Annotated in this window: 18 protein-coding genes; 15 read left to right on the plus strand and 3 right to left on the minus strand. The window is 37.3% G+C overall.

Features of this window, described 5'->3' with window-relative positions:
• The first annotated feature begins 128 nt into the window (after nt 1-128).
• The 3 genes from secA (at nt 129) to CRO00_RS01580 (ending at nt 5251) form a co-directional block, all read left to right on the plus strand.
• Nucleotides 129-2636: a preprotein translocase subunit SecA gene (gene secA / locus CRO00_RS01570; protein WP_097072352.1), complete on the plus strand. Its 2508-nt coding sequence runs from the start codon at nt 129-131 to the stop codon at nt 2634-2636.
• A 940-nt stretch (nt 2637-3576) separates the two neighbouring features.
• Nucleotides 3577-4678, plus strand: a protein-coding gene (gene prfB / locus CRO00_RS01575) for a peptide chain release factor 2 (protein WP_097072353.1) whose coding sequence is annotated in 2 segments (ribosomal slippage) — nt 3577-3648 and nt 3650-4678 — 1101 coding nt in all. Because the reading frame shifts where the segments join, the coding sequence is not laid out codon by codon here.
• Between the two features lie 198 nt (nt 4679-4876).
• The gene (locus CRO00_RS01580) at nt 4877-5251 is read left to right on the plus strand and encodes a YhjD family protein (protein WP_097071889.1); all 375 of its coding nucleotides are present in this window, start codon (nt 4877-4879) and stop codon (nt 5249-5251) included.
• Here CRO00_RS01580 and CRO00_RS01585 read toward each other — a convergent pair.
• On the minus strand, nt 5240-5743 hold the full coding sequence (locus CRO00_RS01585; RefSeq protein WP_097071890.1) for a competence protein ComK: 504 nt from the start codon (nt 5741-5743) through the stop codon (nt 5240-5242). The genes CRO00_RS01580 and CRO00_RS01585 overlap by 12 nt on opposite strands.
• 261 nt (nt 5744-6004) lie before the next feature.
• Between CRO00_RS01585 and CRO00_RS01590 the strand changes: the two genes are divergently transcribed.
• The 10 genes from CRO00_RS01590 (at nt 6005) to CRO00_RS01635 (ending at nt 19382) form a co-directional block, all read left to right on the plus strand.
• A complete protein-coding gene (locus CRO00_RS01590) occupies nt 6005-6271 on the plus strand; it encodes an IDEAL domain-containing protein (RefSeq protein WP_097071891.1) in 267 nt (88 codons plus the stop codon).
• Between the two features lie 198 nt (nt 6272-6469).
• Complete coding sequence (uvrB, locus tag CRO00_RS01595; RefSeq protein WP_097071892.1) at nt 6470-8452, plus strand: excinuclease ABC subunit UvrB; 1983 nt, start codon at nt 6470-6472, stop codon at nt 8450-8452.
• Nucleotides 8453-8458: 6 nt separating this feature from the next.
• Complete coding sequence (gene uvrA / locus CRO00_RS01600) at nt 8459-11326, plus strand: excinuclease ABC subunit UvrA (RefSeq protein ID WP_141396936.1); 2868 nt, start codon at nt 8459-8461, stop codon at nt 11324-11326.
• 68 nt (nt 11327-11394) lie between these two features.
• The gene (locus tag CRO00_RS01605) at nt 11395-12603 is read left to right on the plus strand and encodes a DUF4097 family beta strand repeat-containing protein (RefSeq protein WP_097071894.1); all 1209 of its coding nucleotides are present in this window, start codon (nt 11395-11397) and stop codon (nt 12601-12603) included.
• A gap of 318 nt (nt 12604-12921) precedes the next feature.
• On the plus strand, nt 12922-13608 hold the full coding sequence (gene ftsE, locus CRO00_RS01610; protein ID WP_097071895.1) for a cell division ATP-binding protein FtsE: 687 nt from the start codon (nt 12922-12924) through the stop codon (nt 13606-13608).
• Nucleotides 13598-14494, plus strand: coding sequence for a permease-like cell division protein FtsX (gene ftsX / locus CRO00_RS01615; RefSeq protein ID WP_097071896.1), 897 nt, complete (start codon nt 13598-13600; stop codon nt 14492-14494). Before ftsE ends, ftsX begins: the two co-directional genes overlap by 11 nt.
• 48 nt (nt 14495-14542) lie before the next feature.
• The gene (locus tag CRO00_RS01620) at nt 14543-15781 is read left to right on the plus strand and encodes a murein hydrolase activator EnvC family protein (protein WP_237658292.1); all 1239 of its coding nucleotides are present in this window, start codon (nt 14543-14545) and stop codon (nt 15779-15781) included.
• A 183-nt stretch (nt 15782-15964) separates the two neighbouring features.
• Nucleotides 15965-16537 carry a peroxiredoxin family protein gene (locus CRO00_RS01625; protein ID WP_237658293.1) on the plus strand — a complete coding sequence of 191 codons (573 nt, stop codon included), beginning with the start codon at nt 15965-15967 and terminating at the stop codon, nt 16535-16537.
• A 96-nt stretch (nt 16538-16633) separates the two neighbouring features.
• The gene (locus tag CRO00_RS01630; RefSeq protein ID WP_097071897.1) at nt 16634-18076 is read left to right on the plus strand and encodes a S41 family peptidase; all 1443 of its coding nucleotides are present in this window, start codon (nt 16634-16636) and stop codon (nt 18074-18076) included.
• A 136-nt stretch (nt 18077-18212) separates the two neighbouring features.
• Nucleotides 18213-19382, plus strand: a complete 1170-nt coding sequence (locus CRO00_RS01635) for a PDZ domain-containing protein (RefSeq protein ID WP_097071898.1) — start codon at nt 18213-18215, stop codon at nt 19380-19382.
• 41 nt (nt 19383-19423) lie between these two features.
• Here the strand turns inward: CRO00_RS01635 and CRO00_RS01640 are convergent, their stop codons facing one another.
• Nucleotides 19424-19747 (minus strand): AzlD domain-containing protein, encoded by a 324-nt coding sequence (locus CRO00_RS01640; protein ID WP_097071899.1) that lies wholly within the window; start codon nt 19745-19747, stop codon nt 19424-19426.
• On the minus strand, nt 19744-20472 hold the full coding sequence (locus tag CRO00_RS01645; RefSeq protein WP_237658294.1) for an AzlC family ABC transporter permease: 729 nt from the start codon (nt 20470-20472) through the stop codon (nt 19744-19746). The genes CRO00_RS01640 and CRO00_RS01645 overlap by 4 nt, the downstream gene beginning before the upstream one ends.
• Before the next feature lie 242 nt (nt 20473-20714).
• Between CRO00_RS01645 and CRO00_RS01650 the strand changes: the two genes are divergently transcribed.
• Nucleotides 20715-21266: a helix-turn-helix domain-containing protein gene (locus CRO00_RS01650; protein ID WP_097071900.1), complete on the plus strand. Its 552-nt coding sequence runs from the start codon at nt 20715-20717 to the stop codon at nt 21264-21266.
• An 11-nt stretch (nt 21267-21277) separates the two neighbouring features.
• A complete protein-coding gene (locus tag CRO00_RS01655) occupies nt 21278-21925 on the plus strand; it encodes a TVP38/TMEM64 family protein (RefSeq protein WP_097071901.1) in 648 nt (215 codons plus the stop codon).
• The last annotated feature ends 131 nt before the right edge of the window (nt 21926-22056 follow it).

Below are 22056 nucleotides of genomic sequence, written 5' to 3' on the forward strand. Positions count from 1 at the left end.
TGTACCGGGTACGCGAACAATTCTGAAAATTTACCTCCGCTTAATTTAAAAAAAGAGAAGGTCATTTGCACCTATATATAGGTAGTGATAAAATGAAACTTGATACTAAATGGGAAGTGAAAATATTCATGGCGAACATTTTAAATAAAATTTTTGATCCAAATAAAAAAGAACTGAAAAAATTAAATAAAATTGCAGACCAAGTTGAAGCATATGCATCTCAAATGGAACAACTTAGTGATGAAAGTTTAAAAGAGAAAACCGTTGAATTTAAAGAACGTTATCAAAATGGGGAAACTCTTGAACAATTACTTCCTGAAGCGTTTGCTGTTTGTCGTGAAGCTTCACGCCGCGTACTAGGAATGTATCCGTTCCGTGTTCAAATTATGGGTGCTGCAACGTTAAATGAAGGAAACATTGCGGAGATGAAAACAGGGGAAGGGAAAACGTTAACTGCGACAATGTCCGTTTACTTAAATGCCCTAACTGGTAAAGGGGTGCATGTTGTAACGGTCAACGAATACCTTGCTAGCCGTGATGCTTCTGAAATGGGACAGCTTTATAATTTCCTTGGCCTTTCTGTTGGCTTAAATTTAAACAGCTTATCAAAAGAAGAAAAACGTGAAGCCTACGCTGCTGACATTACTTACAGCACAAACAACGAACTAGGCTTTGACTATTTGCGCGATAACATGGTTCTTTACAAAGAAGAACGTGTTCAACGCCCTCTTCATTATGCCGTAATCGATGAAGTGGATTCGATTTTAATTGACGAAGCACGTACGCCGTTAATTATCTCAGGTCAAGCTGGTAAAACGGCAAAATTATATGTTCAATCCAACATGTTTGTTCGTATGTTAAAAGCAGATGAAGACTACACGTATGATGAAACAACTAAAGGTGTTACATTAACTGAAAATGGTATTGGAAAAGCGGAGAAAGCATTCGGCATTGATAACCTATTTGATCTTTCTCACGTTCGTCTATTACATGCCATCAACCAATCATTAAAAGCTCACGTGTCCATGCATCGCGATGTAGATTATGTCGTTCAAGATGGCGAAATCATCATTGTTGATGGCTTTACAGGACGTTTAATGAAAGGTCGTCGCTATTCGGATGGATTGCACCAAGCAATTGAAGCAAAAGAAGCTGTAGAAATCCAAAACGAGTCCATGACAATGGCGACTATTACGTTCCAAAACTATTTCCGTATGTACGAAAAACTTTCAGGGATGACAGGTACGGCAAAAACGGAAGAAGAAGAGTTCCGTAACATTTATAATATGCAAGTTGTCGTAATTCCTACAAACAGACCGATTGCGCGTGACGACAGACCGGATTTAATCTTCGCTACGATGAACGGGAAATTTAATGCGGTAGCTGCGGATATTGCAGAGCGTCATAAAAACGGTCAGCCGGTTTTAGTTGGTACGGTTGCGATTGAAACATCTGAAATCATTTCGCAGTTATTAGATAAACATAAAATTCCGCACAATGTATTAAATGCGAAAAACCATGAACGAGAAGCTGAAATTATTGCAAATGCGGGTAACCGTGGAGCAGTTACGATTGCGACAAACATGGCTGGTCGTGGTACCGACATCAAACTGGGTGAAGGTGTTTTAGAACTTGGCGGTTTAGCGGTTATTGGTACAGAACGTCACGAATCTCGCCGTATCGATAATCAGCTGCGCGGTCGTTCTGGTCGTCAAGGGGACCCTGGTGTAACGCAATTCTATTTATCTTTAGAAGATGATTTAATGCGCCGTTTCGGTTCAGACAAAATGAAATCGATGATGACGCGCCTTGGTATGGACGATTCTCAACCAATTCAATCGGGTATGGTTTCAAAAGCCGTAGAGTCTGCTCAAAAACGTGTTGAGGGGAACAACTTTGATGCGCGTAAACGATTACTACAATACGACGATGTACTTCGCCAACAACGTGAGGTTATTTATAAAGAACGTCGCGATGTATTAGAAACTGAAAATATGCGTGCTCTTGTGGAAAATATGATTCAAGAATCGATTGAAAATATCGTTCGTGTTCATACTCAAGGCGACCAAAAAGAGTGGAAGTTAAAAGCTCTTGAAGATTATATTCAAGCTAATTTGTTAGAAGAAGGCGCTGTAAAAGCTAGCGATCTTGAAGGCAAATCTGCAGAAGAAATGATTCAATTTATTTACGCGGAAGTTCAAAAACGTTACGACGAAAAAGAAGAAGCCCTAACACCGGAACGTATGCGCGAATTCGAAAAAGTTATTTTACTTCGCTCGATTGATACGAAATGGATTGACCATATCGATGCAATGGATCAATTACGTCAAGGGATTCATCTACGTGCATATGGTCAAACAGATCCATTACGTGAGTACGAGCAAGAAGGATTCGCAATGTTCGAGGACATGGTGGCATCTATTCGTGAAGACGTAACGAAATATGCAATGAAAGCTCAAATCCGCAACAACTTAGAGCGTGAAGAAGTCGCAAAAGGCCAAGCAGTGAATCCAAAAGAGGAAGCTGCACCTAAGAAAAAACAACCCGTTCGTAAAGCAGAAGACATTAAACGTAATGACCCATGCCCATGTGGTAGCGGCAAGAAATATAAAAACTGCCATGGTGCGCAGCAGTAAAACATAGATTTGCTCAATAAATCTGGGTTTTGTGCGGATAAGGGTGTTATTCGTGCGGATAGCGAGTTGATTGGTGCACATAAACTGCGTCTTGTGTGGATAGCAAATTGATTGGTGCACATGAGCCGTGTTTGGTGCGGATAGCGAGTTGATTGGTGCACATAAGCTGTGTTTTGTGCGGATAGCGAGTTGTTTTGTGCACATGAGCCGCGTCTTGTGCGGATAGCGAGTTGTTTTGTGCACATAAGCCGCGTCTTGTGCGGATAGCGAGTTGATTTGTGCACATAATCTGGGTTTTGTGCGGATAGCGAGTTGATTGGTGCACATAAGCCGCGTCTTGTGTGGATAGCCAACTGTTTTGTGCACATGAGCCGTGTTTTGTGCGGATAGCGAGTTGTTTTGTGCACATAAGCCGAGTTTTGTGCGGATAGCCAGATATTTTGTGCACATGAGCCGAGTTTGGTGCGGATAGCCAGTTGTTTTGTGCACATGAGCCGAGTTTTGTGCGGATAGCGAGTTGTTTTGTGCACATGAGCCGAGTTTTGTGCGGATAGCGAGTTGTTTTGTGCACATAAGCCGGATTCGTGCAGATAGCGAGCCGATTCGTGCGCATGGATCCGTGTTTGGTGCGGTTACAAGTTGATTCGTGCAAATAGAGCCGCGTTTTTCACATGAGCCCGGTTTTGTCCGGATAACGCAACTTTTTGACCGTTCAGTAAGTCGTTTTGTCCGGATAGCTCAACTTTTTGTCCGTTCAGCAAGTCGTTTTGTCCACATAGCCCGACTTTTTGTCCATTCAGCGAGAGTTTTTGTCCGGATAAACCTGTTTTTCGTCCACAAAAGGAAGAAACGCACTATTAATAAAGAAGACATCTGAACCGTAATCATCAATGAATGATACGGTTCTCTCAATTTCATATCGTACGGAGGATTTTATATGATTGAATTAGCAGAAGTGAGAAATACGTTAGAAACTACAGCCAAAAAATTGGTGGACTTCAGGGGGTCTCTTTGACTTAGAAAACAAAGAGGCACGAATCCAAGAGTTGGATGAAATGATGTTAATGCCCGGCTTTTGGGATGACCAGAATGGAGCTCAAACGGTTATAAATGAAGCGAATGGTTTAAAAGCAATTGTTAATGAATTCAACGAGCTTGTCGGAACGCAAGAAAATTTAGAAATGACGTTGGAGCTTTTAAAAGAAGAGCCAGATGAAGAATTGCAAGAGGAACTAGGCAATGAATTAGAGGAATTTGAACGCAAAATGGATGCGTTTGAACTTCAAATGCTATTAAGTGAGCCCTATGATAAAAATAATGCCATTTTAGAACTTCACCCAGGTGCAGGTGGGACAGAATCACAAGATTGGGGTTCGATGTTACTGCGTATGTATACTCGTTGGGCAGAGCAGCATGGTTTCAAAGTGGAAACGATGGATTATTTACCGGGGGATGAAGCTGGTATAAAATCGGTGACGTTACTAATTCAGGGGCACAATGCTTATGGATATTTAAAGGCGGAAAAAGGTGTTCATCGTTTAGTTCGTATTTCACCATTCGATTCAGCAGGTCGTCGTCATACATCTTTCGTTTCTTGTGAGGTTATGCCAGAATTTAATAACGAAATTGAAATTGACATTCGTACGGAAGATTTGAAAATTGATACGTATCGAGCAACTGGTGCAGGTGGACAGCACATTAATACGACTGACTCAGCTGTCCGTATTACACATATTCCAACAGGGGTTGTAGTATCCTGCCAAGCCGAACGCTCTCAAATTAAAAACCGTGAAAAAGCGATGAACATGTTAAAAGCGAAATTATATCAACTTGAAATTGAGAAACAACAAGCTGAGTTGGATGCAATTCGTGGTGAGCAAAAAGAAATCGGCTGGGGATCACAAATTCGTTCTTATGTATTCCACCCATATTCAATGGTAAAAGATCACCGTACAAGTTTTGAAACAGGTAACGTTCAAGGAGTTATGGACGGGGATTTAGACGGTTTCATTAATGCATATTTACGTTCACGTTTAGGTTAATAACAAAGTAGGCATTTATAAGTCATAAAAAGACTTGTAAATGCTTTTTTAATTCCTTGGTAATGTTGTTGGCCCGAAACTTGTTTAAATTTTGCCATCTCAGTTTAAAATCAAATATTCCCACCTCCATCATTGCATTTTTTCATTAATAATGTAATATGATAATAAGAACAAATGTTCTGTTTAGGAGGGTTTTTAATGGCGCACATTCCCATTGAAACTGTCCCATATTTTGAAGCAGCGATTTATCTACCGATGCTACTAATCGTATTAGAAAAAGATTATGCACAAATAGAAAATGGGCAGTTTAAGTTCAAGGGTCCATACATTTTTTTAATAGAAGAAGCAAGAAGAAACGTTGAGATTGATTTGAAAAGTACGAAGGCGTATTTAAGAGAACATCAATTAAAGATTGTACAAAGAGCTCGTGATGAATTATTTTCTGAATATGAATTTCATTGTAAACAGTTGATGGAAATTAGAAGATATTCCAATATACGCCTTCGAAATCATGTTGAAGAATTGCTTAAACTTTATTTGAAAAAAGCATCAATTGTTTATTCAAAGGGTTAAATCGTTTTTTAGAATAAGTCTTTGGTTGGTCCCGAATTTATGTAACATGGATGCACTAACATATTGAGAACAGAAAGAAGTATAGTTAAAGTTTAGTATTAGTTCGCGTCCATCTTTTAATGTAATTTCAGTGCTATCTTTAATACGTCGAATGTTGGTAATTGCATGTAGTCCGACCCAAACGTTACTTGGTGAAGCTGGTGATAAAAGTGGGAAGAATACGCAAGGCATCCCATAATCATGTGAAATAATAATCGGAAGTTTGTGTTTTTCGTTGCCGAAGAACCGTTTTGAAACTGTGCGCGCAGTTTTATAGTTAGTTCCCATTAGTACACAAGATTTTCGAATTATGTAGATAGGCTTCCGTGAAACTATAATTTCTCCACTTTTATCATAGACTCGAGAATAAAGCTTGTCTCCATGTTCTAAAGGTTCGATAAGATAAGTGTTAAACGAAATATGATACGAATCAGCAATATTTACATTTCCCATTTAAATTTCCCCCTTTGTTTATTTTCACTGGATTTATAGACATGATAGTACGGTTTTCGAGCAATTTCAATACATAATTTAGAAAATTGCGTAAACTTGTAATTTCACTATTTCAAAATGAATCAAATTAGAAAAATCAGACACACACCTATTTGTCCCCGAGCAAGCTACAAAGAAAAAAGTAAATCTATTTTTCAGAATATATTGCAAATTGAGTAGATGTTATCTTATAATAGAAAAAAGGGAATCGGGGTGATATCGATGGATAAATATTATTCATACACAGATTTTCTTAAAGCAGTTGGACATTATCAACATGCAAATGAATCTGAGAGATTATTGAATGAAATTTATTTAGACTTGTTTTTAAACAGTATGCAAAGACTACAAAGAATTGACCAGTTGAAGGATCTCATCGATAGAGCATTAGATGAACGAAACAAGGAAGCCTTTTACGCATACACTACAGAACTGAACCAATTACAAGAGACACAAGAATTGGAAGAACCACAAGAAACAGTAAATTAATATAATATTTTAAAAGTCGCCTGTTAAAACAGTGCCAAACATGTAAAGTTTCGCTTTACTAAGGCAATGTTTAAAATAGGCGACTTTTCTGCATTTAGAAATAAAAAATTTAGAATATACGTTCGCTTTTTAGTTCGTGTTTTACGAATTGTATGCTAAAATTAATATACAAGAATTGGGTGAAAGGACGATTGACGAATGACCGAAACTTTTGATTTACAGTCCGCTTATCAACCAAGTGGCGACCAACCCACTGCAATTGCGGAACTAGTAAAAGGCGTGAAAGAAGGAAAGCGACATCAAACTTTGCTCGGAGCAACTGGAACTGGAAAAACGTTTACCATATCCAATGTGATTAAAGAAGTTAATAAACCAACTCTCGTAATAGCGCATAATAAAACACTTGCAGGACAACTGTATAGCGAATTCAAACAGTTTTTCCCAAACAATGCCGTTGAGTATTTTGTCAGCTATTACGACTATTATCAACCTGAAGCATATGTACCACAGACAGACACGTACATTGAAAAAGATTCTAGCATTAATGAAGAAATTGATAAGTTGCGCCACTCGGCTACATCCGCTTTGTTTGAAAGACAAGATGTCATTATTATCGCTTCCGTTTCATGTATATATGGCTTGGGGAATCCGGAAGAATATCGAGAAATGGTATTATCTATTCGTAATGGCATGGAAATTGAGCGCAATCAACTGTTACGAAAACTCGTAGATATACAATATGAACGCAATGATGTGAATTTTACGCGGGGTACATTTAGAGTACGCGGAGATGTTGTCGAAATCTTCCCGGCTTCTCGCGATGAAAAATGTGTTCGTGTCGAGTTCTTTGGTGATGAAGTTGATCGGATTCGAGAAGTGGATGCCCTTACAGGAGAAATTATGGGAGACCGAGAACATGTGGCGATCTTCCCAGCATCCCACTTCGTAACTCGAGAAGAAAAAATGTTGAAGGCAATTGAAAATATCGAAAAAGAACTAGAAGAACAGCTGGAAAAATTCCGTTCTGAAGATAAACTACTTGAAGCGCAACGCCTAGAACAGCGAACAAATTATGATTTAGAAATGATGCGGGAAATGGGCTTTTGTTCAGGAATTGAAAACTATTCACGACATTTAACGTTAAGAGAAGCAGGGGTTACGCCGTATACATTACTCGATTATTTTCCAAAAGATTTTTTACTTGTTGTTGATGAAAGTCACGTAACATTACCTCAAGTTCGAGGGATGTACAATGGGGACCAAGCACGTAAAAATGTATTGGTAGAGCACGGCTTCCGTTTGCCATCAGCGCTTGATAATCGTCCGTTAAAATTTGAAGAATTTGAACAACATATTCACCAGGCAATCTTTGTTTCTGCAACACCAGGTCCATATGAAATCGAACATACACCAGAAATGGTAGAGCAAATTATTCGTCCTACAGGGTTGTTAGATCCAACAATTGACGTGCGCCCTATTGAAGGACAAATTGATGATTTAATCGATGAAATCAATGACCGTGTAGCAAGACAGGAACGTGTGCTAGTTACCACGCTAACAAAGAAAATGTCAGAGGATTTAACGGATTACTTTAAAGAAATGGGTATTAAAGTTGAATACTTGCACTCTGAAGTAAAAACTTTAGAACGAATTGAAATCATTCGTGAACTTCGAAAAGGTACGTATGATGTACTGGTTGGAATTAATTTACTGCGTGAAGGATTAGATATTCCAGAAGTATCCCTTGTTGCTATTCTCGATGCCGATAAAGAAGGCTTTTTACGTTCGGAACGATCACTCATTCAAACAATCGGACGTGCTGCTCGTAATGCGAATGGGCACGTAATCATGTATGCAGATCGGATTACTGATTCAATGAAAAAGGCTCTCGATGAAACAAAACGTCGTCGAACAATTCAAGAAGCCTATAACGAAAAACATGGCATAACACCACAGACAATTCAGAAGAAAATACCAGACTTAATTCGAGCAACACAAGCTGCAGAAGAGGAAGAAACATACGTAACAAAAGTAACGAAGGGTAAAAAATTATCGAAAGCAGAAATTGAAAAATTAATTGCATCCCTAGAACAAGAAATGAAAGAAGCAGCAAAAGCACTTGATTTTGAACGTGCAGCCGAATTGCGTGATACGATATTTGAATTGAAGGTAGAAGGGTGACCAATATTGAAAAATACAGAAATAGTAGTGCAAGGTGCACGTTCGAATAATTTAAAAAATATACATGTAACGATTCCCCGGGACAAGCTTGTTGTAGTAACAGGTTTATCAGGTTCTGGAAAGTCTTCCTTAGCATTTGATACGATTTATGCAGAAGGACAACGCCGCTATGTCGAGTCTTTATCTGCGTATGCAAGACAATTTTTAGGGCAAATGGACAAGCCAGATGTGGATTTAATTGAAGGGTTATCACCTGCCATTTCCATTGACCAAAAAACAACGAGCCGAAACCCACGCTCAACAGTTGGAACCGTTACGGAAATTTACGATTATTTCCGTTTATTGTTTGCGCGTATTGGGAAACCGATTTGTCCTAATCATGATATCGAAATAACGTCACAAACCATTGAACAAATGGTGGACCGTTTATTAGAATTTCCAGAACGAACTAAAATGCAATTACTTGCTCCCATCGTCTCTGGGCGAAAAGGATCTCATGTAAAATTACTTGAAGATTTAAAAAAACAAGGATTTGTTCGAGTTCGTGTAGATGGTGAAATGCGTGATTTAGATGATTCGATTGAGATCGATAAAAACAAAAAACATAATATCGAGGTGGTCATTGATCGTGTTGTAATTAAAGACGGCATTGCATCACGTTTAGCTGATTCTTTAGAAACAGCGTGTAGACTTGCAGATGGGAGAGTACTTGTTGATGTGATGGAGCATGAGGAACTGCTATTTAGTGAACACCACGCTTGCCCACATTGCGGATTCTCTATCGGTGAGTTGGAACCGCGCATGTTTTCGTTCAATAGTCCTTTTGGTGCTTGCCCTTCTTGTGATGGACTTGGCACGAAACAGGAAGTCGACCTTGATTTATTAATTCCAGATTGGGGTAAATCGTTAGAAGAGCATGCCATCTCAGCATGGGAACCAACTAGTTCGCAATATTATCCATCGCTTTTAAGAGCGGTATGTGAACATTACGGAATACCAATGGATGTGCCAGTTTCCCAACTACCGAAAAGTCAAATGGATAAAATTTTATATGGATCGGGACCGGAATTAATTCATTTTTATTATGAAAATGACTTTGGCAGCATCCATGATAAAAATATTGAATTTGAAGGTGTTGTTCGAAATATTGAACGTCGATTCCGTGATTCTTCTTCTGATTGGGTTCGTGAGCAAATGGAAAAATATATGACTCAACAACCTTGTCCATCATGTAAAGGATATCGATTAAAACCTGAAACATTAGCAGTTAAAGTAGAAGGATTACATATTGGAGAGGCAACAAAACATTCGATTGCTGAAATGTATGAATTCTTTTCAAATCTAACGCTAACTGAAAAAGAAATGCAAATTGCAAAATTAATCATTCGAGAAATTACGGAAAGATTAAGCTTTTTACTCAATGTTGGGCTAGATTATTTAACATTATCACGATCAGCTGGTACACTTTCCGGTGGTGAAGCCCAACGTATTCGTCTTGCTACTCAAATCGGCTCCCGGTTAACAGGTGTCTTATATATTTTAGACGAACCTTCAATCGGGTTACATCAGCGGGACAATGATCGTTTAATTTCAACACTTCAAAGTATGCGAGATTTAGGAAATACATTAATAGTCGTAGAGCATGATGAAGATACGATGATGGCTGCTGATTATTTAATTGACGTTGGCCCAGGTGCTGGTGTTCACGGTGGAGAAATTGTGGCAGCAGGAACACCTGAAGAGGTTATGAATAATGATGCATCCATCACAGGGAAATACTTAAGCGGGAAACAGTTTATTCCAATTCCCCTTGAACGAAGACAATCAGATGGACGTAAATTGACGATTAAAGGTGCAACGGAAAATAACCTAAAAAATGTAAAAGTTGATATTCCATTAGGGCAATTTATTGCGGTAACCGGGGTTTCTGGTTCAGGAAAGTCGACGCTCATTAACGAGATTTTATACAAATCCCTTGCACAAAAGTTAAATCGCGCTCGAACAAAACCGGGCGCTCATAAAGAAATTACAGGTATGGAGCATTTAGATAAAGTGATTGATATCGACCAATCGCCAATTGGACGTACACCACGCTCAAATCCTGCAACCTATACAGGTGTGTTCGATGATATTCGCGATTTATATGCAACGACGAATGAAGCAAAAGTACGCGGCTATAAAAAAGGACGCTTTAGCTTTAATACGAAGGGTGGCCGTTGTGAAGCGTGCCGTGGTGATGGAATCATCCGAATCGAAATGCACTTTTTACCAGATGTTTATGTACCATGTGAAGTATGTCATGGGAAACGTTATAACCGTGAAACGCTAGAAGTTCGCTATAAAGAAAAAAATATTGCTGACCTACTAGATATGACGATTGAAGATGCTGTTGTATTTTTTGAAAATGTACCGAAAATTCAGCGTAAACTTCAAACGATTGTTGATGTTGGACTTGGCTACATGAAACTTGGACAACCCGCAACAACATTATCAGGTGGGGAAGCACAACGCGTGAAGCTTGCCTCTGAATTACATCGTAGGTCATCGGGGAAATCTTTCTATATTCTGGATGAGCCAACAACTGGTTTACATGCAGATGATATTGCACGACTACTAAAAGTATTGCAGCGTCTTGTTGAAAATGGCGATACTGTTCTTGTCATTGAGCATAATCTTGATGTGATTAAAACGGCAGATTATATTATTGATCTTGGCCCAGAAGGTGGAGATAAAGGTGGGACAATTATCGCAACTGGTACACCAGAAGAAGTGGCAGCAGACGAAAATTCCCATACTGGCCGCTATTTGAAAACAATTTTAGAACGAGACAAAAAGCGAATGGAACAATTACTCGCGGAAGCGTCCAATAAATAAATTTCATGAAACTTTTGCCCTCCCTTACGCGTAATAATGGTATACAAGTTTGAGGGAGGCTTTTTTTAATGGAGAATGAACGTAAACGCATTTTATCATTAGTTGAAAATGGAACAATTACAGCAGAAGAAGCAATTGTTTTACTTGAGGCGTTAACAAAAGAAAAAGGATCCACAGCATCACAAACGATTGCCCCATTATCATTAGGGAATGAGTCTGATTCAAAAGCATCGCAACAAACTAGCAACGAATCTAAAGAAACACATTCGAAATCAACTGGCTTTGAAGATTTATTCGGAAAATCTTTCAACAATAAAGAAGCGAACAAAAAAATGGATGAATTTATGAACGATTTGAAAGAAGATTTATCCCATTTTAGTCATCGTGTTGTGAATTTAATGAACACAACATTTTCCAAATTAAAGGACATCGATTTAGAATTTCCATTTGGGGAGAAAGTGCAATTTCAAAAAACGTATGCCTTTGATGCCGAGCAAATAAATGGGCTAGAGTTAGAAATTCCGAACGGGAAAGTCGATGTTGTAAAAGCAGAAGATCAACAATTTCTTATCGATGCTCAAGTAAAAACAACTTTACAAGATCATAGTGAAGAAAAAACAATTGCCGAATTTGAAGAAAAATTCGTAAAAGTTGTCGATGGGAAGCTTACCATTTCCGTTCCTTCTAAAATGTCTCATGTCAATGTTCGACTTGCGGTTCCAGAAAAACAATATGATATTATGATTTTACGTTTGCTAAATGGTGCAGTAACTGTAAACGATTTACATTCAAAATTATTAAAGGTAAAAACGTATAATGGGGCTGTTAAAATCGATCATGTCAATTTCCAACATGCAGATATTGAAACTGGAAATGGTGCAATCGAACTTCGAAATAGTAAAGGGGAAGACCTAGAAGCTGAAACGGTGAATGGTCGTATCTACATCGATGGTGAAGTAGAAGAAGTGGAAGCTGAATCGGTAAATGGTGCAGTAGTTGTGACGACTCATTCTCCTACTGCTAGAAAAATTAAAGCCCAAACTGTCGCTGGTGCAGTGGAAATCTATGTTCCAAAATCGCTTTCCCTAGCCGGACAAGTAACGACAAACTTCGGTAAAGCAGATGTTGGTTTAGCTGATGTTGTCACTCGATCTGAAGAAGATCAGTTCTTACTTAAAACACTACATTTCGATAAAATTGCTGAAAATTCGAATATATTAAAGTTAACAGGTGAATCCCGTACAGGAAGTATTATTGTACGTTATATCGCTGAATAATATGGTGGAACGAATCGTATCACACGGTTCGTTCTTTTTTGTTTTTAAATTGTATAAAGTTTTCAGAATTGTTTTTGTACCGGGTACCTAGAAGGATTTTTTGTCTATTTATGGAATATTAATAAAGGGCGTTGTATGATAAAAGAGAATTATGAAAAAAGGATAGTTCCATTATCATGTGTAAAATGAATTTTTCGTAAATGTTTGCAGTATCTGTTGATAGAATGAAAAGAAATTGTAATAAAATCAGATTGAATGAATGCTATAATGAAAGGTGAGTTAAAAAATCTATTTTTATAGAACTTAGGTGGTTTATTGATGATCCAAATGAATAATGTCGTTAAGAAATATCCGAATGGTGTTGTTGCGGCAAACGGTATTTCTGTAGACATAAAACAGGGTGAATTCGTTTATGTAGTTGGTCCCAGTGGTGCTGGGAAATCTACTTTTATAAAACTAATGTATCGCGAAGAAAAACCAACTTCTGGTGATGTGATTATCGCTGGAACAAATTTATCTACTCTTAAAAATAGACAAGTTCCATTTCTCCGAAGGCAATTAGGAGTCGTTTTCCAGGATTTTAAACTTCTTCCTCGTCTAAATGTGTATGAAAATGTCGCATTTGCACTTGAGGTAATTGAAGAACATCCGAAAATGATTCGTAAACGTGTCATGGAAGTATTGGAACTCGTAGGTCTTAAACATAAAGTACGTATGTTTCCAAGTGAATTGTCCGGTGGGGAGCAGCAGCGAATTTCGATTGCCCGTTCCATTGTAAATATGCCAAAAGTGGTCATTGCCGATGAGCCAACAGGAAACCTTGACCCAGAAACATCTTGGGAGATTATGAACATCTTTGAAGAAATTAATACTCGAGGTACAACGATTGTGATGGCTACCCATAACCGTGAAATCGTAAATACGATCCGAAAACGAGTGATTGCGATTGAAGGCGGCATGATTGTCCGAGACGTATTCGGAGGTGACTACGGTTATGAGGGGTAGAACGATACAACGGCATTTTCGAGAAAGTTTAAAGTCGTTAACTCGAAATGGTTGGATGACTTTTGCTTCGATTAGTGCAGTAACGGTCACATTATTGTTAGTTGGTGTTTTTACAATTATCATGATGAACCTGAATAAAGTTGCTGACGACATTGAAAATGATGTAGAAATAAAAGTTTTAATTGAAATTATTGATGATAAAGAAAAAGCAAAAGCGGCAGAGGATACATTAATATCTGATATAAAAAAAATATCCGGTGTTGAGGAAGTCGTTTATTCGTCAAAAGAACAAGAGCTTGATTTATTAATTGAAGACTTTGGTGATGATTTAAGCTTATTTGAACAAAGTAACCCACTTCGTAACGTTTTGTATGTGAAAGCCAAAGAGCCACAACAAACAGCTAAAGTAGCGGAGAAAATTGAAAAACTAGATAATACATATCAAGTTGTGTATGGAGAAGGTAAAGTCGAAAAACTATTTAGCTTCTTAAATACAAGTCGAAATGTAGGATTGGTCCTTATATTAGGTTTACTATTTACAGCTATTTTCTTAATTTCTAATACAATTCGTATTACGATTATTGCGCGTAAAGAAGAAATTGAAATTATGAAACTCGTTGGGGCAACCAATTCCTTTGTTCGCATTCCTTTTGTCATTGAGGGTATGTGGTTAGGAATTTTAGGTTCAATTATTCCAATGGTGGTTGTATCAGTCGTTTACTACAATGTCTACAACATCGTACAACCGAGACTTCAAGGTGAATTATTACAATTAGTCGATTTAACACCACTACTTTATCAAGTTAATGTATTAATTTTAGTTTTAGGGATGTTCATTGGAATTTGGGGTAGTTTTATGTCTGTCCGAAGATTCCTAAAAATTTAGCCGAAATAGTAGCTTAGTAGAATCAAAAGTCGAAGGGAGTCTTAGTTGGTGAAAAGCTTTAACAAAAAGCCATTCCAAATATTCCTGGCAATAGTTGCATTTTTCCTAGCCGTTCAAATGCCTATAGCATATGCTACTAGTTTGTCAGATTTAAAAGATCAAAAATCACAAGTAGAACAACAAAAAAATCAATTAAATAGCCAAATTAAACAAAAATCAAACGCCATCAGTACGATTGAAGGAAAGCAAGATGCATTACTTGCTCAAATTTCGAAATTAGGAAAAGAAATTACGAAAACGAATGACCAAATTTCAATCGTTTCTGGGGAGATTAAAGAAGCAAATAATGAAATCGAAAAATTACAGCAAGAAATTGTTGAACTACAAGAAAAAATAGATCAACGTGACGAACTACTTCAAGAGCGTGCGCGTGCCATTCAAGCAAATGGTTCCGTAAGTTATATCGATGTGCTACTTGGCGCTAATAGTTTCGTAGATTTCATCGACCGTTTCTCAGCTGTGAATACATTGATGGAAGCAGATCGCCAAATTATGCGTGATCAAAAGAACGACCAAGAAAAGCTTGAAGAACAAAAATTAATGCTTGAAAAAACGAAAAAAGAGTTAGAAACAAAACAAGCAAAACTTCAAAGCTTAAAAGAATCTCTTAATGCACAAAAAGTGGAAAAAAATAAACTTGTAGATGAGCTTGAAGCAGAGCAAGAAAAACTTGCAAGTGAGAAAAAATTATTAGAAAAAGAATATTCTGAGGCACTAGAAGTAAGTAAAGAGCTTCAACAAAAAATTATTGCAGAACAAAATCGTATTTTAGAATTATCTAGACAAAATCAACAAGGGGCGCTTCCTGTTGTTTCTTCAGGTGATTGGACAAAACCTACGAATGGTACGTTAACAAGTGGTTACGGATGGAGAAACTTAGGCTATGGGCCAGAATTCCATTATGGTATTGACTTAGCAAATTCTATTGGTACACCAATTGTTGCTGCTGCTGGCGGTGCGGTTGTATATGCTGGTCCACTTTCATCTTACGGTAATGTTGTAATTGTTACGCATAATATGGGTGGCGATATTTATACAACTGTTTATGCACATTTAGATTCATATAGTGTAAGTGTAGGACAAACGGTTGGTAAAGGCGAACAAATTGCAAGAATGGGGAATACGGGTCGATCTACAGGGCCACACTTGCACTTTGAAGTTCATATTGGTACATGGCAAGGACAAGTACCAGGGAACGTAAACCCAATACGTTATATCCCGCTATAATAATACAATGCAGGTTTAGTTGTGGTTAATCCACCCAACTAGCCTGTTTTTTTAGTGTAAATAGGAAAACTTTATGACTTCTATGATGAAAGTTCCTTCAAGCAAGCATATAAGTGTTATGCACAAGTTTTTAATTATGTTATTCTAATCATTAGATGAATTCTTATCTTTGGAGGGTGGAAGTTGAAGAAAAAAGCATTTGGACTTTCCATTGTTCTGGTACTTGTTGTCATAATGGTTGGTACATATATTAAAAACCAAATTGAAGCGAGTGAGGCCATTAATGATTATGCTCTAGGATATGAAATGGATTTAGATAAAGAAGGTTTAGCAAAAGGCCAAACTGCACCAGATTTTACACTGCAAAATTTACAAGGTGAAAGTTTGACTTTATCTGATTTAAAAGGAAAAAAAGTTATACTAAACTTTTGGGCAACATGGTGTCCACCATGTAAAGAAGAAATGCCACATCTTCAAAAATATTATGAAAAATATGCAAAGAAAGATAATGTGGAAATCGTAGGTGTGAACTTAACCTATACAGATAGTAAAGTGGATAACATTCGCAAATTCGTTGAAGGTTACGATCTTACATTCCCAATTCTTTTAATGGAAGATGAAGGCATAAATGAAATCTATCAAGTTTTAACGATCCCATCAACCTTCATGATTGATTCTAAAGGACGCATTCAAAAGCATATTGTAGGACCATTGGATCAAGATGCATTAAGAGAGCACGTAAAAGAGTTAGATTAATACCAATAGAATAATTGATGAAAATATAAAATTCGGCTTTTTGTATGTGTTATCCTTTGTCGTTCTTTCATAGATTGAACGAGAGGAGGAAAATGAATGCGAAAGAGTCGAATTTTTTTATGTCTTGCTGCACTTTTTGTAATCATAATTAGTATCGTTGTTTGGCAAAAATGGGCTGCATCTTCTAAAGAGGATACAAAAGTAAGCGAAGTCCCTGTTATTGACCAAGCCTACTCGTTAATTACAGAGAAATCAGTTTACGGAACAAGCGAAGATCAGATTATAGAAGGCGCATTGCGAGGGATGACGAACGCAATTAAAGACCCTTATAGCACGTACTACACAGAAAAAGAGGCAGCTTTGCATAAGCAATCGTTAGCTGGACAACGGGTTGGAATTGGAATTGAAATTACAGAGAAAAACGGTAAATTTATCGTCGTTTCCCCAGTGAAATCGTCGCCTGCAGAAAAAGCTGGAATTCGTCCTTTTGATGAAATTGTTCAAGTAGATGATGAACGCATAGAAGGAAAAACAATGGGTGAATTAATGCAGTTGATTTCAGGGCAGGCGGGAGAAAAAGTGACACTCGTTTTATATCGTCCAAGCACTGAACGTCATATAAAAGTAACGGTAGAACGCAAAGAAATCAACAACAAAACTGTAAGCTCTAAAGTTTTAAAAGTTGAAGATACTGAGATTGGTTACGTATCGGTTTCTATGTTTGGAGAAAAAACAGCAGAGGAATGGGTTAAAGCAACGAAAAAATTAATCAGTGAAGATGTTGAAGGATTAATTGTGGACTTGCGCGACAATCCAGGTGGTTATTTACATAGCGTCGCTGCTGTTGTAAGTAGTATCGAAAAAGAGAATCTAGTATTTGCTTATATGCAAAATGGAGCCGGGGCAATGGAACCTTTAAAAACAGGAGACATTGAGGAAGAAAAATTTTATTTAGAGAAAATGAGAAAATTGCCGATCATCCTTCTTCAAAATGAAGGGAGTGCATCAGCGAGTGAAGTAATGGCAGGAGCTGTTCAAAGCTGGGAACGCGCCCTTGTAGTAGGAAGCAAAAGTTTCGGTAAAGGAACTGTTCAAGAAACATGGGACTTAAAAAATGGTGGAGAATTAAAATTATCAACAAATAAATGGTTAACACCGAATCGTGAATGGATACATGGAAAAGGAATCAAAGCGGATATCGAAGTGGAACAGCATCCATTATTCTCTATGGAAGTAATTCCGTTACGTGGGGAGTATTCAGAAGGTGATTTTAATGAAGAGATCGCCTACGTGCAAAAAGTATTAAATGGACTAGGGTTTAATGTTGGACGAACTGATGGGTTTTATGATGAAGAAACGGCAGAGGCTGTAGCACTATACCGTGAAAAGAATGATTTACGAAAAGGGCGCTATATGGATGATATTTTCTTTACAAGCATCCGTGAACAAGTGACAAAATATAAAGAAGATATGGACAACGATGTTCAGTTAAACATGGGCTTAAGTGTGATGCTTCACCGTTTAGAAGGGGATATTTAACTATTTACAAGTAGCTAGAATGTTCTAGCTGCTTTTTCTTATTGATGAAATCTACGAAAAATTGTGTTAATAACTACGAAAATAGCAATTCCTTTGATACAATGTCAATAGTTAGTAGTAAACGGGCGGTGAAAATGTGATTACAGATATATTAATAGAAATTGCATTGGCGATAGGACGAATGTTTCTGAATCCTATCCTGTATGTATCCATCATTGTAGCAGTGATTTTAGGCTACCGTCGTGTGAAAAGGGAAAGAAAATTTTTCCATGTACGTATTTTATGGGGATGGACCGAGGCAATTGGCTTATTAAAAGAAGGTTTGCTATATGCATTTATCATTTCACTCCTTTCCCTTGCATTCGGTTTAACCGTGCCTTTAGATTTACTGTTTGTTTTAACCATTATCAGTTTAATCGCTCTAATCGTTTACTTTTTCCATATCCTTTCACCGGTTATTTTACTTACATTAAGTATTCTCGTACTTTGGGTCGTTGAATATCAAGGGTGGAACTTTCAATTTGTTGGAATCACAATCGATGGCCTTACATTAAGTCAAGGAACCGTTGTAACAGCAACAATTTTAACAGGCCTTTTCGTTGTAGCAGAGGGCTTATTAATTCGAAAAAATGGAGCCCTTATTGCCTCGCCTATTGTAGAAAATTCAAAGCGTGGATTAAGAGGGGTTGCATTTGCAAGTAAAAAAGCGTGGATTTTGCCTGTCTTTTTAGTAATACCAGGAGATGCGATTGATGCTTATTTCCCTTGGTGGCCACAATTTTCACTAGGCTCTACTCAATTTTCACTCATTTTGTTTCCCGTTGTTATGGGGTTTCAACAGTTAACACGCAACAAACTACCAATTTACTTTTATCCAAGATTAGGCCGCGCAGTACTTATACTAGGTGAAATTGTGATTATTGGCGGATTAGTTGCATACTTTATCCCGCTCGTTGGGTTGATAACTTTAATTGTTGGTGCCATTTCAAGAATCGTTATCTCCATTTATTATTCAACTGGGCAACAAAAGGATGTTTACGCTGTTTCAGCAAAATCAAGTGGGGTAATGATTGCAGGTGTATTACCAAATTCACCAGCGGAAAAAATGGGGTTAGTGGTTGGAGAAATTATTCGAAAAGTAAACGGTGTGGAAGTGCATACAGAGCGTCAATTATACGAAGCTTTACAGGTGAATGCTGCACATTGTCGTTTAGAAGTGTTAAATCATGACCATGAAGTTCGTTTAACTCAACATGTCGTTCATAATAATGACCATCACCAAATCGGTCTGTTAATAGCTGAATAAGAAAATGCGATGTCGGAAGTAGACATCGCATTTTTTGGTTTCTAGAAAAAGTAGCGTAAAATGGCCATTGATACAACACCAACGACCACTGTTTTCGACAAGCTTTTAGTAAACACTGCCACAATTAATGTTGGAATAAATGCAGCTAAATTTAACCAATCAAATGTAACAATCGATCCATCAGCATTAAAGAGTGATTCGATTACAAGGGCACTTAAAATACATACAGGGATATATTTTAACCATCGTAAAACAACATCTGGTAACTCGACATTTCTTACTAACATAAACGGAATGACACGAGGCAACCACGTAACAATTGCACAACCGAGCATAAGCAAAATCATTGGGACGGTAGTTGTCATTTTTCAGTCACCACCCCAACTGTTGCAACAATCATCGTAGCAATTAATACAGCTAAATGCCCCGGCATGAAATATAAAAGGATATATAAAATAATGGCCATTAACGCAATCAATTTTAAATAATGCATTAGCTTTGATTTACCGATATCGATTAAGTTCAAAACGAGTAAAGCACAGAACATCGCAATTAACGCGAAATCAAGTCCCCAGCTTTCTGCATTTGGAATCCATTTTCCTAATAATCCGCCAATTGTACAAGAGGCAATCCAAGTTAAGTAGGCCGTAATATTTAAGCCGTCCATCCAGTTGCCACCGATATGTTTTTCTTTCATCAGTTTCGTAACAGCAACCCCAAACGTTTCATCGGTTAATAATGTTCCAAATCCAATGTTGCGTAATGGAGAATACCTAGTTAGGTTCGGCGCAACAGTAAGAGACATAAGAAAGTGACGTAGATTCACAATAAACGTTGTGAGAATAATAACAGAAAACGGAGCACCTGCTATGTACAATCCACAAAAAATAAACTGTGCCGAGCCAGCATAAACAAGGACCGATAATAAAAAAATCTCAAAAACTGATAAATTAGACGTGATGGCAATAACTCCAAAGGCTAACCCAATACTGATATAGCCTAATAGTGTAGGAATACAATCTTTCACTCCTTGAGAAAAGGTATCAAGAGTTGTTGTTTGATGGGCGTTAATTTGTGTATTTAAACTCACTTTTGTCCTCCTATGTACTATTAATATAGTAATTTTAAAAATCCATTGTGTAATTATATGAAACTTTTAAATTTCAAAAAACGTTCAGGTAAATATGTAGACAAATTGTAATGAGGTTGTCAATAGTTTATTAGATATTGAAAGGAATTTGATACTTTGATAAAATTATCAATAATATTTTGAAAATTGTTTATTATAGTATACATCTGTCTTTTAAAATAAACAACAGGATTGGTGAACATATGGAGCAAATGAGTCGAAATATCGGTTATCAATTAAAAAAAATCCGCGGCCAACGTAGTTTAAGTTTAGATGATGTTGCCAAAGCTACTAATGTAAGTAAAGCTCAGTTAGCCCAGATAGAAAAAGGTGAATCAAACCCAACCGTCTCAACTATATGGAAAATTGCTTCAGGTATGAGGATTTCGTTTTCCTCACTTTTACAGCCGCCATGTGGACAATTTCAAAAATTTGACGAAAAAACATCCACTGTTGTATCAGAAGAAGATGGAAAATATCGTGTTTATTCGATTATTCCGTATGACCCTGAAAGAGGCTGGGAATTCTATAAAATTGAGATGGATCCTGGAGTCATACATAGGAGTGAAGCACATTCTGAAGGCGTAGAAGAAACGTTAACGGTTATAAGTGGACAAGTTTTCGTGGAAGCTGGTGGAATGAACGAACATTTATCACAAGGTGAGACGTTAGTATTTTCTGGTTCACAAGAACATCATTATGAAAACCCGACGAATGAGACGACGATTTTACATTTAATTTTACAATATCGATAGAGGTGGTACTTGTGAGCGATTGGTTTACCGTAGAAAACATTGAAAGTTTAGCAGCTCAATATCGAACACTTGGACCGCTAATTGGAATTTTATTGCCCTTTATTGAAGCTTTCCTACCTTTTTTACCATTAGTTGTAATTGTAGTTGCAAATGCAAGTTCTTACGGGCTTTGGATAGGGTTTCTACTTTCTTGGATAGGAACTGTTTTAGGATCCTACGTTGTGTTTTTACTTGTCCGTAGGTTTGGGAAACATCCAAGACTTCAAAAATTTATAGGCAGGGAAAAAATACAGAAGCTTATCAAATGGGTAGATATGCGTGGTTTAAGTCCACTTTTTATTTTACTTTGTTTTCCTTTTACTCCCTCAGTTTTGGTGAATATTGTAGCAGGGTTATCTCATATAAAGAAGAAGTACTATTTAATCGTGATTATGGCTGGTAAGTTTATCATGATAGCAAGTATGAGTGTGTTAGGATATGACTTAAGAGCATTGTTAACAGACCCAGTTAAATTGATTTTCGCAGGGGTAGGGATTTTCCTACTATGGTTTGTAGGGAAGGCAATTGAAAAACATCTCAATAAAAAAGTTGAACGAGATTTAAGGGAATCATCCAGTAAGAAGGTAAAAATGTCAATGAAGAAAGAGCGGTTATTATAAACTGCTCTTTTTTCTACTATTCGAACAGATACGCAAAAATTATCTATTATACTAAAAAAATATTATAATGATAGAAAAAGATTAATAATAATAGAATTTTACTAGATAAGAACACTTGTTCTGTATATAAT

The organism is Ureibacillus xyleni, assembly GCF_900217795.1.
Taxonomy (GTDB): Bacteria; Bacillota; Bacilli; order Bacillales_A; family Planococcaceae; genus Ureibacillus; species Ureibacillus xyleni.